General features: G+C 42.0%; 15 protein-coding genes. 5 read left to right on the top strand and 10 right to left on the bottom strand.

The window, feature by feature from the left end; genetic code table 11:
- On the top strand, nucleotides 1–554 hold a 554-nt coding region (locus ACYRYG_RS10890; RefSeq protein ID WP_294730690.1), incomplete at its 5' end, for a response regulator transcription factor.
- Between the two features lie 50 nt (nucleotides 555–604).
- On the opposite strand, the gene ACYRYG_RS10885 is transcribed toward ACYRYG_RS10890, so the two are convergent.
- Nucleotides 605–2,929: a beta-galactosidase gene (locus ACYRYG_RS10885; RefSeq protein ID WP_460198147.1), complete on the bottom strand. Its 2,325-nt coding sequence runs from the start codon at nucleotides 2,927–2,929 to the stop codon at nucleotides 605–607.
- A 312-nt stretch (nucleotides 2,930–3,241) separates the two neighbouring features.
- Here ACYRYG_RS10885 and ACYRYG_RS10880 point away from each other — a divergent pair, with 312 nt between their 5' ends.
- From ACYRYG_RS10880 to ACYRYG_RS10865, 4 genes are all read left to right on the top strand, one after another.
- Complete coding sequence (locus ACYRYG_RS10880) at nucleotides 3,242–4,162, top strand: DMT family transporter (protein WP_460198144.1); 921 nt, start codon at nucleotides 3,242–3,244, stop codon at nucleotides 4,160–4,162.
- 284 nt (nucleotides 4,163–4,446) lie between these two features.
- Entirely contained in the window at nucleotides 4,447–5,424 is a 978-nt protein-coding gene (locus ACYRYG_RS10875; RefSeq protein WP_293424310.1) for a glycosyltransferase, read from the top strand.
- A gap of 70 nt (nucleotides 5,425–5,494) precedes the next feature.
- A complete protein-coding gene (locus ACYRYG_RS10870) occupies nucleotides 5,495–6,283 on the top strand; it encodes a glycosyltransferase family 2 protein (RefSeq protein ID WP_293424312.1) in 789 nt (262 codons plus the stop codon).
- A 42-nt stretch (nucleotides 6,284–6,325) separates the two neighbouring features.
- Nucleotides 6,326–6,544: a hypothetical protein gene (locus ACYRYG_RS10865; protein WP_293424314.1), complete on the top strand. Its 219-nt coding sequence runs from the start codon at nucleotides 6,326–6,328 to the stop codon at nucleotides 6,542–6,544.
- Nucleotides 6,545–6,644: 100 nt separating this feature from the next.
- On the opposite strand, the gene ACYRYG_RS10860 is transcribed toward ACYRYG_RS10865, so the two are convergent.
- The 9 genes from ACYRYG_RS10860 to ACYRYG_RS10820 all read right to left on the bottom strand — a co-directional run bounded on the left by ACYRYG_RS10860 (nucleotide 6,645) and on the right by ACYRYG_RS10820 (nucleotide 16,593).
- Nucleotides 6,645–7,790: a glycosyltransferase family 4 protein gene (locus ACYRYG_RS10860; protein WP_293417701.1), complete on the bottom strand. Its 1,146-nt coding sequence runs from the start codon at nucleotides 7,788–7,790 to the stop codon at nucleotides 6,645–6,647.
- Between the two features lie 9 nt (nucleotides 7,791–7,799).
- Nucleotides 7,800–9,095, bottom strand: a complete 1,296-nt coding sequence (locus tag ACYRYG_RS10855) for a UDP-glucose dehydrogenase family protein (RefSeq protein ID WP_293417698.1) — start codon at nucleotides 9,093–9,095, stop codon at nucleotides 7,800–7,802.
- Between the two features lie 31 nt (nucleotides 9,096–9,126).
- Nucleotides 9,127–10,215, bottom strand: coding sequence for an NAD-dependent epimerase/dehydratase family protein (locus ACYRYG_RS10850; RefSeq protein WP_293431308.1), 1,089 nt, complete (start codon nucleotides 10,213–10,215; stop codon nucleotides 9,127–9,129).
- A gap of 36 nt (nucleotides 10,216–10,251) precedes the next feature.
- Nucleotides 10,252–11,070, bottom strand: a complete 819-nt coding sequence (locus tag ACYRYG_RS10845; protein ID WP_293417692.1) for a LicD family protein — start codon at nucleotides 11,068–11,070, stop codon at nucleotides 10,252–10,254.
- Between the two features lie 9 nt (nucleotides 11,071–11,079).
- Nucleotides 11,080–11,865 (bottom strand): glucose-1-phosphate cytidylyltransferase, encoded by a 786-nt coding sequence (gene rfbF, locus ACYRYG_RS10840; RefSeq protein WP_293417689.1) that lies wholly within the window; start codon nucleotides 11,863–11,865, stop codon nucleotides 11,080–11,082.
- A gap of 85 nt (nucleotides 11,866–11,950) precedes the next feature.
- Nucleotides 11,951–13,060, bottom strand: a complete 1,110-nt coding sequence (locus ACYRYG_RS10835) for a DegT/DnrJ/EryC1/StrS family aminotransferase (protein ID WP_293417686.1) — start codon at nucleotides 13,058–13,060, stop codon at nucleotides 11,951–11,953.
- A 249-nt stretch (nucleotides 13,061–13,309) separates the two neighbouring features.
- A complete protein-coding gene (locus tag ACYRYG_RS10830) occupies nucleotides 13,310–14,347 on the bottom strand; it encodes a galactofuranosyltransferase (protein WP_460198143.1) in 1,038 nt (345 codons plus the stop codon).
- Nucleotides 14,348–14,734: 387 nt separating this feature from the next.
- On the bottom strand, nucleotides 14,735–15,493 hold the full coding sequence (locus tag ACYRYG_RS10825) for a lipopolysaccharide kinase InaA family protein (RefSeq protein WP_293417680.1): 759 nt from the start codon (nucleotides 15,491–15,493) through the stop codon (nucleotides 14,735–14,737).
- A gap of 62 nt (nucleotides 15,494–15,555) precedes the next feature.
- Nucleotides 15,556–16,593: a glycosyltransferase family 9 protein gene (locus ACYRYG_RS10820; protein ID WP_293417677.1), complete on the bottom strand. Its 1,038-nt coding sequence runs from the start codon at nucleotides 16,591–16,593 to the stop codon at nucleotides 15,556–15,558.
- Between the last annotated feature and the right edge of the window lie 20 nt (nucleotides 16,594–16,613).

The raw sequence follows: 16,613 nt of genomic DNA, 5'->3' as shown, positions 1-16,613 counted from the left end.
AGAACTTCGCACAGTTGCCAGTCATTCTCCTCACTGCCAAGACGAGCGAGGAGGATCAGAATATCGGCTATAACTCCGGTGCTGACGACTATCTGACCAAACCGTTCAAAATGAAGGATCTGGAAATCAGAATGGATAACATCATCATCAACCGGCAACGTATCCTGGATAAATTTGAATCTCAAACGGACTTCCAGCCTAAAAAGCAACATTACAGCAATCCCGATACCTTGTTTCTTGAGAAAGCAATATCCTGTGTCAGAAAACATCTTTCAGATACCAATTACAATCGTGATGCCTTCGCAAGGGACATGATGGTAGGCTCCTCCACCTTATATAATAAACTTCGTGCCCTTACGGGTCAGAGTATTGTCGGATTCATTACAAGTATCCGTTTAAAAGAAGCCTATCGGATCCTCAAAGAAAATCCCCATATCCCTATACAGGAACTTTCCATCAAGGTAGGATTTAACACTCCACAATATTTCTCCAAATGCTTTAAGAAAGCATTTCATGTTCTACCCAAAGACTTTACCTCACAAAAGGATAAATAAGAATGTGCCCAGACTCCATCAATCTTACAGGAGTCTGGCACAAAAAGACCTTAATAAATAAAGATCTTATAACTCCTTATGCTTCCGGGAGCACCCTCTTCTGCACGAGGCAAATAATCAAGTCCAGTAATAGTCTGCTGACCTCCCAGATCAATCACAAGAAGATGAGGAAAAGGATGTCCCTCAGTAGTACTCCAATACGTACTCTCCTGCAAGTCAAAAGCCTTCTCACCCGTATGATTGCCCATCACATCTTCACTGTCAGCATATTTAACTTTCCAGCTCTCACGGCCAATACGTTTGCCACCTGCATCCCTCAGATAAAGTTCGGCTATTGAACTTATCTCTTTCCCATCCTGGTTATCCAGAATCTGAAGAGCCATATAACGCCCTCTGGCAGGTTGTAGAAAGCGTATCATCTGCCAGCCATTTCCCGGTTTCATATTACCTGAGGCAACAGGAGTCTGTGAATTTAAATCCGGCCGATCACCCGGTTGATTATGAGCAATGGATTTCTCCAGATGCAGCTGATTCAGAATAGGGTGATTCTGCCCATAGCAGACAGGAGCCCCCTGAGGACCGACCATATCCAGAACGATCACTTCATTACGCCCCTTCTTCAGCCAGCAACCAGGAAGATAAAGTGTCTGCTGCGGTCCGATATGCCAGAACCGTCCCAGCGGGTGTCCATTGACATAAACCTGTCCCTTTCCAAAAGCTTCCATATTAAGGAAGGTATCCCCAGTCTTCCTCAGCTTGAAGTACCCTCGGTAATATCCCATTCGATTCTCATCTGTTGTATTCTCCCATTCTGGGACAAGAGATAAACCCTGATGAGTCCGAAAGGCCCGAAGGGCATCCGAATAAGCATCCGGTATCGTATAACTTATCCAGTGTTCCGGCGTAAAAGTCAAGGTACCGAATTGATCAGTGCTGTTCAAGGTGACAGAACCTGTAATCCCCTTATAATCCTTGATCGCATGACCGAAATTAATCCGCCCCATTCCTTCTACCACAATCATCAGTTGGTTTTTGCTTCCATTCAGGGCAGGCAAGGCAATCGAATTTTCACCTCTCACACGATCTATCTTACCCATCCACTTGCCATTGACAAAGACCTGGCCATAATCATGAACGCCATTGACCATAAGGATGGATGGATGCTTCATACAAGGGAGATAAGTAACATAAACCATACTGCCCCATCCCATATTCATATCCTCAAAAGTCTTTATGCCAGGACTCATGCTATCTACGCCATTGACCAAAGGAACATGTTCTGTAAGCCGGAATGGAGGAACAGATATTAACCGAGCCACCGGTTTAGGAACTTTCGGGAGTTTGACGGTGCTATACTTCTGCATCACCTTCCGGAGAGCCCAGTATTTCTCAGTAGGCAAACCATATTCATTAATTGGAGCATCATAATCATAGGAAGTCACGTCCGGGGCAAAACCGGGGCTATTAGCCCCTGCCCAATGCCCGAAACTGGTTCCTCCGTGTGTCATATAGAGAGAGAAAGAGATTCCCTTGGAAAGCATCTGCTCGATGCCGTTTACCATCTCACTGACAGGACGAGTCTCATGATGTGCGCCCCATTTATCAAACCATCCACTCCAGAATTCAGAGCACATCTTAGGAGAGTTTGGACGGAGCCGACTTAAACGAGCAAACTGTTGATCAATGTTTGCACCCGTACCAAAATTCATTGTCCACAGTAAATCCGGCAAACCATTTTTCTCAAAGTTAGAACTCCAGTCACACTGAAAGAGCACCACCTTCCCCCAGTCGGTCTTCAGCATATCCCGGATGGCCCGGATATAAGGTTTGTCCACCCCATAACTGCCATATTCATTCTCTACCTGCACCATGATGATCGGACCACCATGCGCAATGGTCAGAGGAGCCAACTGCTGAGCAACTTTCTTTTCAAATATCTTTACTTGCTGCATGAAATACGGATCCTGTTCCCGTAGCCTGATATCCTTCTTTTTCAAGAGCCACCAGGGTAAGCCACCCATCTCCCATTCGGCACATACATAAGGTCCGGGACGGACAATGACATACATCCCATGCTTCTGTGCCAGACGGCAGAAAGCTGCAACATCCTTATTACCTGTAAAATCAAAATGGTCCTCCTGTGGTTCATGCAGATTCCAGAACACGTACAAGCATAAAGTGTTCATTCCTAAGGCCTTACACATCTCAATCCGGTTCTCCCAATAGGCTCGCGGGATACGCGGGTAATGAACTTCGGCAGCCTTGATCACAAACGGTTTGCCGTTAAGCAAGAAAGTGCCGTTACCAACGGCAAACGAGGTATATCCAGATCCCTTCCTGACGGTTGCCCTATGATCCGTTCGTCCTTCAAGCATTCGTACAGGAAATGCACGATCAGAAACCCGACGGCCAGGGACACCACTTTCTGCCGCTGAAGCCCAGGAAAAGCCTGAACTCATGAGCCAAAGACAACAAAGTAAAGTCAATGATAAAATCTTCTTACGTATCATAGGAAAAGTTTTATATTTAAACAACTTCAAAGAATCGACAAAGTTACTTATAATTTCCGGATTTGCCAAATCCTATTTTTCAGATATTCACTTTTAAACTCTATGGAACCTCTATCTTAATAAGAATTACATTTCTTTTGCCCTTTATGAGAAAAGATGTAATTTTGCAAACGAAAGATGAAAATCAACCATCAAACTAAAGGATATATTTTTGGAGCTATATCTGCTGCAAGTTACGGAACCAATCCTCTCTTCGCTCTGCCCCTCTATAAATCGGGCATGGGCGTAAACTCTGTATTGTTTTACCGTTACACCATCGCCGTCGTGTTTATGTCACTATTAATGGTGTTCCACTATCTTTCTTTCCGAATCAGCCATAAAGATCTGACCAGGTTAGTCATTATGGGACTCCTTTTCAGTTTGTCCTCCTTATTTCTTTTCTCCAGTTACGACTATATGGATGTAGGGATAGCCTCAACCATACTTTTCGTTTATCCCATATTAACCGCCATTATGATGACCGTGTTTTTCCATGAGAGAATGACCCTCACCACGATCCTGTCCATCAGTCTTGCAGTCATTGGCATCTCCATGACCGGAAAAACGCCCAATGGAGAATTACTAAATTTCACCGGATTTTCCCTCGCTTTTCTTTCAGCAGTCAGCTATGCCTGCTATATTGTCGGCTGTGACAAGACATCATTGAATAAATTACCCAATTTGAAACTTAATTTCTATGCCATCCTCTTCGGGTCCTTACTATACATTATCAATCTCCATGGCTGTACCCGATTACAACCTATTCCACAACCAAGTCTCTGGATAGATGCTATCGGTTTAGGCATCTTCCCGACCGTCATCTCCCTTATTTTCCTGACTAAGGCCATTAAGTATATCGGTCCTACCCCAACTGCCATACTTGGAGCATTGGAACCGATCACTGCCCTTATCATCGGTTGTTGTGTTTTTGGTGAAGTCCTTACCACCAGAATTATTATCGGTATCATACTGGTCCTCACCGCAGTTATCCTGATCATTGCAGGAAAAGGAAAGGAAATCAGTCTGGTATATAGAATAAAAATCAATCGTAAAAAATAAATCCCCATCCCTTTAAGTTGCTTATTTTTCTTCATTTATTATAAAACATATCCTCTGTAAGCAAGATTATCCCCATTCCTGTATTTAATAAACAAACAGATAAAACAGGACGCCTTGTCTTATAGACCATATATGGGGCTTCCTCCTTCTATAAAGGACAAAGGTCATATTCGAATCACTATAAAAAAGACATCTTCCTTGTTTTTAACTGTAAATGTCCGTAACTTTGCAGTCTAATCAAGGAAAGCGTCCCACTCATCACTAAAGTTTAGATACTAACGTCAATGGATCTTTATAAAACTCAGAGTAAAAAAGTGACAGATAATATTTTAATCAGCATTATTCTCCCCGTTTACAATGCAGAAAGATATATCAAGAAATGTCTGTTATCCATCCAGAATCAAACCTACCGGAATTTAGAAATCATTATCATCAATGACGGTTCTGAGGACAACAGTATTCAGATTTGTCAGGAGATTGCCAAAGATGATCCCCGCATCTCCATCCATTCACAAAAGAATGGAGGATCCAGCTCTGCCCGTAACCATGGACTAAACCTGGCAACAGGTGACTATATCTATTTTATAGATAGTGATGACTTTATCAGTCACACGTGCATAGAACGTCTTGTTCAATTAGTTTTCAAATACCCTGGAGTAACCATCGTACAAGGAGGAGTAAAGACAGACCATCAGCCATCACCTCGAACCTATAACAGAAAATATACACCAGAATACTCGTCTGACAGAAAATGGATCAAGAAAGCTATTTTGCGTCGTAAACCGATCCCGGTAACGCCATGGAATAAACTTATCCGACTGGATTTTATTCGCAAGTACGATTTATATTTTATAAATGGTGTCCGGCATGAAGACGAAGCCTGGACCTATCATCTAGCAAAGCACGTCAGGACCATTGCTTTTTATTTTGAAGATACCTACTTCTATAATGTGAACAATCCCAATTCTGTCATGCATTTATGTCATAGGTTAGATGCCCATTCATGGATAATTATCCTTGACAATTTCATACAGAATATTGATCCCTTTTGCAAGAAAGCACAAAAAAAACTGATCTTCCACTTGTTGCGAAAAATATATCGTGAATGTGAGATCAGCTACAGGCCAGACCTTATCAGACTTTTCCACCAAATGGCTCAGAAAAGCACCTTTGCAGAACGATTGGGTATCTATTACTTTTTCTTCACTCAGAAAGACCTTTGTAAATATATGCATCTGTCATCTCGGAAAGATAAGTTATAGAAAGATTATTTTTCTATTTGATGATAACTGCTATTAACTAAAAGAAATACCCTGTTTAAATATAAACACAATGATAAAAGTCAGTCTTGTCATTTCAACTTATAACTGGAAAGAAGCTTTATATTTAAGTTTGTTAAGTGTTTCCAGGCAAACACTATTACCCTATGAAGTGATCATTGCTGATGACGGGTCACGACAGGACACTACAGAAATGATCAACCAGATCAAGCCACATTTGCCTTTCAGACTCAAACATATATGGCAGGAAGACAAAGGCTTCCGGAAGACCATCGTTCTGAATAAAGCCTTTGCCGTTTGTGAAGGTAACTATATTGTCCAAATTGACGGTGATATTATCCTTAACAGGCATTTCATCGCCGATCATGTATCGGAAGCCCGTCCGGGCTATTATGTACACGGCAGCAGAGGAAAGTTTTCTCAAGCATTGACCGATAAATTCCTGAGGGAGAAAGATTATCATTTCTCTTTCTTCTCAGAAGGCGTGCATCGTAAGTTGAATATTCTTCGTTGTCCTTTACTCACCATTTTCTTTTACTATTATAAGAAAAACAAGAAAGAACGAGGATGTAACATGGCTTTTTGGAAGAAAGATGTTTTTTCCGTTAATGGCTATGATGAAAGGATCATCGGCTACGGATTCGAGGATATTGATCTGCCGGCGCGTCTTCGACGACTTGGCATTAAGAAACGACTGGTCAAGTTCAAGGCTATTGAATACCATTTAGAACATCCCGCGGCAAACACGAAAAAAGACATGAGTGCCAACCAGAAAATATTTGACTCAAACAACGCCCTCGGCATAATAAGAGCCCCCAAAGGTATAGATCAATATCTGTAGAATCCCACTGCAGAAAACAACAGAAATACTTATATACGAATCATGAAGTTAAAATCAAGAATTAAATCTTCGGAACCTGAAGATGCACGAGAAGAATTTCATAAAGATGAAAGACGACATGCCAGGCAAGAAAAGATCAACAAATGGTCCTCCCGCCTATTTGTCCTGATAGCTATTGCAATCCTTGTTTTTGCCTTATATGCTTACTTTATTGACAAACCGGATACGATAAACGGAGAATTTACCGTTCAGCCCAAATAAAAGAATTGCTTTCATGTAATAGGTATCCCTCATTGCGGAAGAAGCCGTCCAGAGGATAGTATACATGAAAGATTTTTTTACCCTTATATATTTTTAAGACTCAAATTAGTTTTTGATATTCCTGCAGCATCTGGTGAGCTAAATCCTGATTTTCAAAGCGTTTCACATAGCTCATGCTACGGCCTATACTCTGCTGGCGGAATGAAGCATCACCTAAAAACAAGGCAATCCCATTTGCCATACCTTCATCATCATCAGGAGCTACATAGAGATTATCCGGACCTCCAGCCTCTTCCAGGCACGACCCGGTACAAGCCACGACAGGCAGGCCACTCTGGATGCCCTCTATGACGGGAAGGCCAAAGCCCTCATAACGCGACGGGTAAACGAAGACTGAAGCCAATTGATAAATAGCAGGCAAGTCTTCATTAGGAATATTATGCATGAACCGGACACGACTTTCCAACTGATGCTTTATGATGAAAGCCTGCACTTCATCCACATATTTGGTTGCCTTGCCGACAATGACCAAAGACAATGATTCAGGAAGTCTCAATAAAGACTTGACGGCTAACAAGACATTCTTTCGCTTCTCTATGGTTCCAACATTCAGGATATAACGATCAGGCAACTCATATTTAGTCTTTATACGCTGCTTCTCACCTTCACTTACTTTTGCCTTAAACTGTGTGCCACAACTCTGATAGATCACATCTATACGGTCCTCCGGGAAATGGCTGTAGGCAAGAATATCCCGCTTTGTACACTCGCTTATAGCTACCATACGTGAAGCCTCCCGGCAGGTAACATAAAATTTACGGGCGTAGATTTTTGCATCAATCCAATGATAATACTCTGGATGCCGCAAGAAAATGAGATCATGGACCGTTACGATTCCCGGAATGCCCGCTTTATGCAGTCCATGAGGCAACTCTCCTGACAGGCCATGAAACAGATGTACCTTATCCCGTAATAAATCCTTTACCATTCCTCCGGCACGCCAAAGATCACGACGAATACGGCAATGCATGGAACGAGGAAAGATAAAACTTATATTCTTAGCAGGCAGGATCTGCGCTTTCAGATCCTCTCTGCCTTCGCAAGGAGAATACAATCTGAACTCTGTATCCTTATCAGCCTTGATCAGTGCATTGACAAGATTACGGGAATAATTTCCCAGACCAGTGTCATTGCACATCATACGCTTAGCATCATAGCCGATGATCAGATGTCGTTTCGTCTCCATGTCCAAATATTAATCCAGCATATATCTACAATCAATTACCGGTTTGTCCGTCATCGAATGAATCGACTTAAAATCATTCCATGCCGTCACAATAACCAGAATATCAGCCTCTCTTAAAATATCCTGATAACGCTTGTAATAGACCACCGGAAAATCATAATGCTTCTTGAATTCTAGATTCGCTACAGGATCATAGACCAGAATGTGTTTATAGCCTTGTCCCAACAATTGACGGATAATCTTGGCACTTGGAGTATCCCGCACATCATCAGAACCAGGTTTGAAGGATAAGCCCAATAAGGCAATTTTTGTGTCCTGTCCCTTCTCACCAGCGACTTTTATAATACGTTTGGCAATGAAAGCAGGCATACCGTCATTTGTGGCAATGACATTCTTCAGGATCGGAGCATCAGCCCCCGCAGCCCTTGCAATCGCATAAAGAGCATTCGTGTCCTTAGGCAGGCAATAACCACCATAGCCACAACCTGGATACACGTATGAAGACATCGGTGCTCCTCCCCATCGCTTGTCCATGTGCAGGATATGAAAGGCCTTGGCAACATCAATATTACCGATTGCATCTGCAATGACTGACATCTCATTGGAATAGCTGATGAGGGTTGCCAATAAAGTATTGGATAAATATTTAATGAATTCACCAGTGCTCAAGGAAACACAAAAAATCGGGATATTAGTTGAAGCGTAGACTTCCCGTAGCCTTCTTTCAGATTCCTTATCAGAAATGCCAAGTACGATACGGTCAGCATTCATAAAGTCGTCCCAGCAATGTCCCTCACGTAAGAATTCAGGATTATTGGCTATTCCTAAATGTATTTTACCAGAAGCAGGATCATATCCTTTCTGTTCGCCGACAAAAATCCCTCGTTGCCTAATATGCGGAACAATCCGATTCTCGGTGGTAGAAGGTGGAATTGTGGACTTTACGACCAATACCCGGAAACGATCATCCCGGATCAAGTCTATGGTCTCGTCTATTGCATTGAAGAGATAGGTGAGGTCTGCCTGTCCATCCTTGCCATAGGGAGTCCCCACACAATAGTAGATACAATCACTTTGAGAAATGGCCGCACCTAACCCATCAGGTGCGATGGGATGAAAATGATGGTTCAAGTGCCTTTCAAGAGCCTTATCCAGTCCTCTTTCCAGGAAAGGCAAATGACCAGCCCTGATCGTATCAAGCCGTTCCATATCCATCTCCACACCATAGACCGTATGTCCATATTCTGCAAATCCTAAAGCCGTAGTCAGTCCTACAAAGCCTAATCCAAATACTGTAATTACCATCTCTTCTCTTTATAAGTAATAAAGGTTATCTTTACCATTGATATTCCCGCTCCTTACTTTCCTTGATGAAAGTAAGAAAACGCCGTACCCCTTCATCAACTGAGATACTGGGAGCATAACCCAGAATACGGCGAGCTTTAACAATGTCCGGACAGCGGCGCTGTGGATCATTGGTCAGGTATTCCTTCTCGTGAGAAGTAGCATAGATCACCTTTCCGGTATAACCAAAAATGTCCCGTCCGGCAGTAACATAGATCTCCGCCAGTTGGGAAATGCGAATTTCCGGCTGATCCATCCCTATATTAAAATAGTCATAAGTTCCATGTAATAGCACCTTCAGATAGCCACATACCGCATCAGCGATATAGCAGAAAGTACGTGTTGGAGATCCGTTGGAAAGAATCTCAATATTCCTGTTCTCTTTAATGTCAAGGGCAAAATCAGCGGGTACGCGCTTGTCGTTAATCTTCATCCCCGGGCCATAATTATTGAAGGGCCTTACCACATCAACAGGCATATTGTAACGTTGTGCAAACAGCATGCACATTGTCTCACCAAAACGTTTCGATTCATCATAGCAAGAACGAGGTCCCGTAGCACACACATAGCCATAATAGTCCTCAGAGGTAGGAACATGAGCAGCATCAGGATTACCATAAAGCTCACTGGATGAATAAAACAGGAAACCTTTGATCGGCTTATCCTTATAGAAGTCAAGAAGTGACCGAAGTCCCCAGACATTCGCGTCAAGGGTCTCAATCGGATATTTCCGATAAAAGACAGGAGAAGCTATTGAGGCCATGTGAATGATAAAGTCCGCCTGTTCCGCACCGTCAATATCTTCTATCTTATCTTTGATAATATCAAACTTACGAACATCAAACAAAGGGTTTTTCTTCAGATGATCAATCCAATCAGGATAGCCCAGCATGAAATTATCCAGTCCGATTACCCGTTTCAGTCCCAAAGTTTCAGCCTTAGCCTGAAAGAAATTCATATAATAATAGCCCAGAAATCCAGCACAACCCGTAATCAGAATGGTAGCGCCATTCAACTTTTCTTTTTCCTGAGTGGACAGACCATTCAAAGTATGGTCAAAATCTTTTTCCAATATCGTCATTAGCATAAGTTTTTATAAATCAAATGGATTAAAGGATCAATATTTACCCGTATATTCCCGATAAGGCTTATTCAGATCAAGATAAAAGAAATTATGCTGACGCTGATGCTCACCATCAGGGATTTTCATATAATCACCATAGATTTGAGTAAGATATTCATCATACCGCTTAATGCCCTGCAATTTTCTCCCCTCAAAGAGATAAGGACCATAGACGCCATTGATCTCTTTCTTCATCACCCCACGCAGTCCATCCGTATAATCTGCTGCCAGCGTGCATTGATGATAATCATATTTAGTCAGCAGATGACGGATCCTCTTCTGTAATCCCTCCATGGTAAACAGGCGGCGGATCAGCAAAGGTATCCAACTGCTCAAGCCATGGCCATGCTTATACGGATCCCGATGAACCAGATACAGAGCCTGCTTGTAAAATTCATAACGGGCATACTGACAGTGACGGGCAAGCCTGTTGCTGGGTACAGCATCCAAAGGAAAGACATCTACATAGACCCCGCCCAGATACCTGAAATAGGGGCGTTCGATAAGCGTTGTCTCAGCATCCTGAATCTTACCGAAAGGCAAAGGATAATCAGGATCATTCTCAGCACACACAAATTCATACTGCTCAGGAAGCCATTCCTTGGAGTGCAGGATAAACTGTTCATAGTCCGGCCGAGGCATGAGCACATCCATATCATCATCCCACGGGATAAAGCCATGATGGCGTACAGCTCCAATAAGAGAACCTGCAAACATCCCATAATGCAATCCATGTTCCGACAAAGTCTTGTCCAAAACGGTAATAATATCAAGCATGCGCATCTGCAGAGGCCTTATTTCATAGTTTGCCATATTAATATTCTATTTTTCAGAAGAATAAGGTTGTGTCCAGGGAGTATGCCCTTCATCCCATAAATGATTCAGATAATCCCGGTCACGGACAGTATCCATACATTGCCAGAATCCCTCATGCTTATACACGGCCAATTCACCCTCTCTGGCCACAGATTCAAGAGGTTCTCCTTCAAAAACGGTAGAATCGTCCTGTATATAATTGAAGATCCTCGGACTCAGCACAAAATAGCCCCCATTAATCCAACCCTGATTCACCTGAGGCTTCTCCTTAAAGCTATGAGCAATATTGTTCTCGTCAATCGAAAGCTCTCCAAACCGTGCTGTAGGGTGCACAGCTGTGACCATAGCCAGTTTTCCTGATTGATGATACCGGTCCACGAGTTCCCGAATATTAACATTAGACACTGCATCACCGTATGTAAGCATGAAGTTTTCGTTCCCTATCAGATCTTTCAGACGGAGAATTCGGCCACCCGTCATTGATCTCTCACCCGTATCCACGAGAGACACTTTCCAGTCCAACGGTCTTTCTTTGATATAAGAGATATGATTTCCATTTAAATCAATCGTAAAATCATTACTTAAGGTATAATATTGAAGGAAATAATTTTTGATCACATCCCCCTTATAACCTAATGCAATAATGAAATCCTTATAGCCATAGGTCGAATAATGCTTCATGATATGCCAGAGAATAGGCTTCCCTCCTATCTCCACCATCGGTTTGGGAATCAACTTCGTGTATTCCGACAAACGAGTTCCGAATCCTCCTGCTAAGATCACAACTTTCATGGATAAGATGATTTTATTTGATAATATTCATTTTAACTTTCATATTCTCTGATTCCATCTCTTACAGGTAAAGCCGTTATTGTCTTTATGACAGTTGATTGATAATAGAGCAGATCAATTCAACATCAGCATCACTCAACTCTGGATGCATTGGAAGAGAAATGATTTTAGAATAGACCTCTTCCGTCACCGGCAACGAATAATCCGTTTTAAAATAAGTCAAAAGATGATTTGGACGATATTGAATACCATACTGAATATCATGTTCCGAAAGTTGTCTGATCAGTTCGTCGCGCTTTCCATTCAGGATCAGGACCGGAAAGATATGCGGTACGATCTCATCGTAATTCATGGGAATAAGGCGGACATCTTCATTATGACAAAGCAGACGGGTATAAAGTTTGGCAACATGCTGCCTTCTAGGCGCAAACTCCTTTTCAAAGCGCGAGAGTTGCACACGGCCGATAGCAGCAAATATATTACTCATGTGATAACGATACCCCTGTGCGACGACATCAAAGACATAGCTGCGCTGTCCCTTATAACGTTTTTCAGAATCTTTCATGACTCCCAGCAGACGAGCATCACTCACTGCATCAATGACCTTTGGATCTGCCGTAAAGACAGCCCCTCCTTCTCCTGACGTGATATTCTTGATGCCATCAAAACTAAAACAAACGATATCACCTGTCGAACCGGTCAATTGTCCATTATGACGACAGCCGAAGGCGTGCGCTGCATCCTCTATCAGACGGAGATGATGCTTGCGGGCAAACTCCCGGTACTCATCCATAGAAGTCAGATTACTGGCAAAATAAACGGGTAACAGTACTTTTGTCCGAGGAGTAATCCGGTGTTCTGCATCGTTCAGATCCAGCAAAAGGGATTCAGAATCAATATCACAACTTACCGGTTTACATCCTGCAGCTGTGATCGCCTGATAGGTAGCAACAAAGGTAAAGGAAGGCACCAGCACTTCGTCCCCAGGGTTTGTGACCGCCTGGATGGCGAGATGCAATGCAGCCGTGCCACTATTCACACAGATACATTTCATGCCTCCGCCAATATAATTTTCCAGATCTTTCTCGAAGAGTCCTACAACTTCACCCATGCCCAGATAACCAATATCATTGATGACATGAGCTACAGCAGCAGATTCTGCTTTTCCGACAACCGACTTTGATAATCTTATCATTTCAATATTTACTTATATCTTTTACACCTTCTTCGCAGAGGATACCATCATGTCTTCATTTTACTGATGCAAACTTACTTAAAATTATTAAGATAAAGACCGGATAGCATGAAAAAAAACAATTCAACAAGACTTTCCAATTCTAAAGGTTCTTTTTTATAGATTTCTCCAAATGTAAGATTCAAAAATCAGTCTTTAAAGAAAGACCATTATCTATATTTCTCCGCAAGAACTACCCTTCTCTAAAGACTAAAGGGTTAAGACACCATCCAGCGCCGTTCTCAAATAATCCCCCTTCCGAAGTCTCTCACTAATGCGGTATACATTCCTGCGCATCTGAAACATCTTCTGTGAAGACAACTCAGAAAGGAGCTCATTCAACTCAGACAGGTGATCGATGCAAATACCTATTTTCTCCTTCTCTACAATGGGCGCCACAGCCGCTTTCCTCCAGACAATGATGGGCAATCCTGCCCGAAGATAAAATGATACTTTATGAGGACTGTTCCAACGAAGGTACTCCCCAAAAGAACCGCTACACGTATTTAAACTATCACCATCCCAGACAAGTCCGAAATCTCCCCTTACATGGCTTATGAAATCTTCAGAATCCATAAAACCATTAATATGCAAATGGCCAGAACTTTTCAACCCAGGAAGGCCTTCCTTGTTACCATAGATCTGAAGCTGGTAGTTTTTGATCTCAGGCTGTATCTTAAGAAGAAAACTGTTTTTGCGCATGGCCAGACTACCGGCATAGACAAGGGTAAAGGCTTTCGGGTCTACATCGGTCACTTCCGGAGGAGCAGAGGAAGCCTTACTACGATAGTCAAAGAGTCCCAATGCCCTTAATGGATGCTTGTATCCATGATCACGAAGCCAGGAAGCCATTGCTTCGTTAGATGCAATAACATAGTCACTGTGCATGAGACGATGTATCTCCTGATTTACCGTCAACTTCTTACGCCTCATACTGCCCAGGTCATGGATCACGGTCACGACTTTTACTCCACGCGAATGAGCAAGATTACAAATAAAGGAAAAATATTTTTTTACTGGATACTGAAGTACCAGGACATCATCTGATCTCATCGTTACCATTAACTTGACAATGCCCAATAAGTCCAAAAAAAAAGTAATAATCATACTTCGATAATAAGTAGAAGGCAGCCCAAGGTTATGAGCCCCCATCTCACGCAGTGTTATTTCATTGTCAGTCTTCGCCTTACTTCCAGAACTCGTAACACCTCTATAATTGCGGGATATATAACAAAGCCTATTTAGCATAATTACGGATTACCTTTTAAAATTTAAATGACAGATCATTAATATCTTGTTCCCAAATAAAGTCTTTTTAATTCTTTTAACATTTCATGGCCATCATTATATTCTCCTGTACCGATTTTCCATTCGCAACATTCAGATCTGAACTTGCCACTTGATAAAGCCAGATCTCCATCAACTCTCTAAATTCATCACACAACAGATACGAAACAGATTATCAACTCTTATTGAAATCAGAAAGTTTTCACCTGAATCATCAGGAACCTGCTTTTCCATGAAAATACCATCTGACCATCTGAATACCGCAAAGATATAAAAAAATACTCAAACAATCGCAATAAGACCAATATAATTTTTCAGATATTCCACGTCAGTATTTCTTCATAACGCTCATATCTCCAGCTGAAAGGGGATTTCATGCCTCTTTCCATATTCTTTCCAGAATTGTGCCCGGGCAGACATGACAACAGATAAGGCCCATTTTTCATCAATATGCCGTTCACAGGCATATTCACGAACCAATATTTCAATAAAGAGCTTAGGACCCCAAAGTTTCTTCAAGTTCAACAGTCCTTTCCTGGCACTCACCCTTCCAAAATACATCCGGTTAATATCAACAACACAAAAGTGATAACCCTGGTTATCCTCTTTCCACAGAATATTCCCCGGGGTAAAATCTTTGTGCAGAACCCCTCTCAAGTGCATCTGCGCTGCAAAATGTGCTACCTGTTTAGCTAACTCCTCATAAGTACCCCTTTCCGCATTTCCAACTTCATAAAGAGTATGCTCATAATCACACTGGACGCTCAGGAAGTAGGTATAGCCTAGCAATCCGGCAGGATTGCGATACTCTATATAAGCTATCGGTTCAGGCGTTTCTATATTCCTGTCCAGGAGAATAGCAGGATACTCGTATGCACGCAGTCCCTTAGGTTTACGGATGCCATAAGAGTAAACATACCGGTTGATCGAAGAAGGAATATGATAGCGTTTCACGTTTACCTTTAATCCATTCATATCAAAGACCTTAATCAGGTTCCGTTTACGATGGATCGTCTCACCCTCATTCTCGAAAACGGAAAGGAGATGAATGATCATTGGTTTCAGTGCTGCATATTTAGGATTAACTAAAAATTTCGTAATTCTCATTTTACATATAATCAAGGTTCACATCCTCTACCCAAAAAGGGGTTACGATTCTCTTCAAACCCTTAAAGAATATGGTATTTATTGATAAATTCTAAAAAACGTTCCCATACGGTCTCTTTTTTGATTAAAGCATATTGCCGGTCAAGTGGTATTTTTGCAAGTTCATTCTCGGAAGCAACATCCTCCACACTGATCCCTTCAGCCGGTATATTATTCTTGGGCAGCCACATTCTCTTGCTGTTCTGAGGAGCCATAATCACAAAAGAAGGTTTACCCTGTGAATGCACGATATGCCGTGCTCCACCCTCGTTTCCAAAATATAAGGTGATCCATGAAGACAATGCGACCAACTGCCGTGGGGTACTTGCCCGGATATTAATAAAAATATGGGGATCCCTATCTAACAATTCATAAATCTGACGTGACTCCCACTCTTCCTTACCGGGAGCATAATTAAAGATAATCTGGACCTGTGGATAAACCTGGATCAGATTTCTGACAATATAGGCCATCCCTTCAGGCGACCAGGTCTTATTCTGAAGTTTTGAGGTCACTCCCATGAGAACAACCGGTCTGGAGAAATGAATCTTCATACGAAGCATATAATTCCGGAAATCATCCTTCTCTTTAACCGTAACAGGAAGGGCAAAACTTTGATCCCAAACCGTATAATTCAAAGGAGACAGCAGCATCAGATCATGATCGATTGTACATTCGTTCTTTCTGGCTCTGTCAAAAAGATAATTAAAAGCACAATGCGTATACCATTTTCTCAGTCCGATACGATATTTAGTCGAAGGAGAAAAAACTGTGAAGAACATACTCTTGACCGTTGATCTCATATCAATGATAACATCATAATGATTCTGATGGACGACCTGCCATACTTTCTCCAAATAACGCCAGAAAGTATAATTTTCCGATTCAGAAAAGGTGATGAGATGATCGATAGCGGGATGGTCCTTAAAGAGTGGGGCCAATCGTTCATTCAGGACGTAAGTAGTATCCGCTCCAGGATCATTACGCTTGATCGTATTGAAAAGACATGTTGCAAGAATAGCATCCCCCATCTGTCGAAACCGTATAACAAGTATCTTCATGATATTACTTTTTTATTCAA

Source organism: Segatella asaccharophila (genome assembly GCF_054687055.1).
The sequence above is the reverse complement of the archived record's forward strand: the minus strand, read 5'-3'. Positions and strand labels throughout refer to the sequence as shown.

Coding starts and splice junctions, on each gene's coding strand:
- ACYRYG_RS10865 (WP_293424314.1), top strand. CDS start 6,326: ATGAAGTTAAAATCAAGAATTAAATCTTCGGAACCTGAAGATGCACGA.
- ACYRYG_RS10820 (WP_293417677.1), bottom strand. CDS start 16,593: ATGAAGATACTTGTTATACGGTTTCGACAGATGGGGGATGCTATTCTT.
- rfbF (WP_293417689.1), bottom strand. CDS start 11,865: ATGAAAGTTGTGATCTTAGCAGGAGGATTCGGAACTCGTTTGTCGGAA.
- ACYRYG_RS10880 (WP_460198144.1), top strand. CDS start 3,242: ATGAAAATCAACCATCAAACTAAAGGATATATTTTTGGAGCTATATCT.
- ACYRYG_RS10875 (WP_293424310.1), top strand. CDS start 4,447: ATGGATCTTTATAAAACTCAGAGTAAAAAAGTGACAGATAATATTTTA.
- ACYRYG_RS10870 (WP_293424312.1), top strand. CDS start 5,495: ATGATAAAAGTCAGTCTTGTCATTTCAACTTATAACTGGAAAGAAGCT.
- ACYRYG_RS10860 (WP_293417701.1), bottom strand. CDS start 7,790: ATGGAGACGAAACGACATCTGATCATCGGCTATGATGCTAAGCGTATG.
- ACYRYG_RS10850 (WP_293431308.1), bottom strand. CDS start 10,215: ATGACGATATTGGAAAAAGATTTTGACCATACTTTGAATGGTCTGTCC.
- ACYRYG_RS10885 (WP_460198147.1), bottom strand. CDS start 2,929: ATGCTTGAAGGACGAACGGATCATAGGGCAACCGTCAGGAAGGGATCT.
- ACYRYG_RS10825 (WP_293417680.1), bottom strand. CDS start 15,493: ATGAGAATTACGAAATTTTTAGTTAATCCTAAATATGCAGCACTGAAA.
- ACYRYG_RS10830 (WP_460198143.1), bottom strand. CDS start 14,347: ATGCTAAATAGGCTTTGTTATATATCCCGCAATTATAGAGGTGTTACG.
- ACYRYG_RS10855 (WP_293417698.1), bottom strand. CDS start 9,095: ATGGTAATTACAGTATTTGGATTAGGCTTTGTAGGACTGACTACGGCT.
- ACYRYG_RS10835 (WP_293417686.1), bottom strand. CDS start 13,060: ATGATAAGATTATCAAAGTCGGTTGTCGGAAAAGCAGAATCTGCTGCT.
- ACYRYG_RS10845 (WP_293417692.1), bottom strand. CDS start 11,070: ATGGCAAACTATGAAATAAGGCCTCTGCAGATGCGCATGCTTGATATT.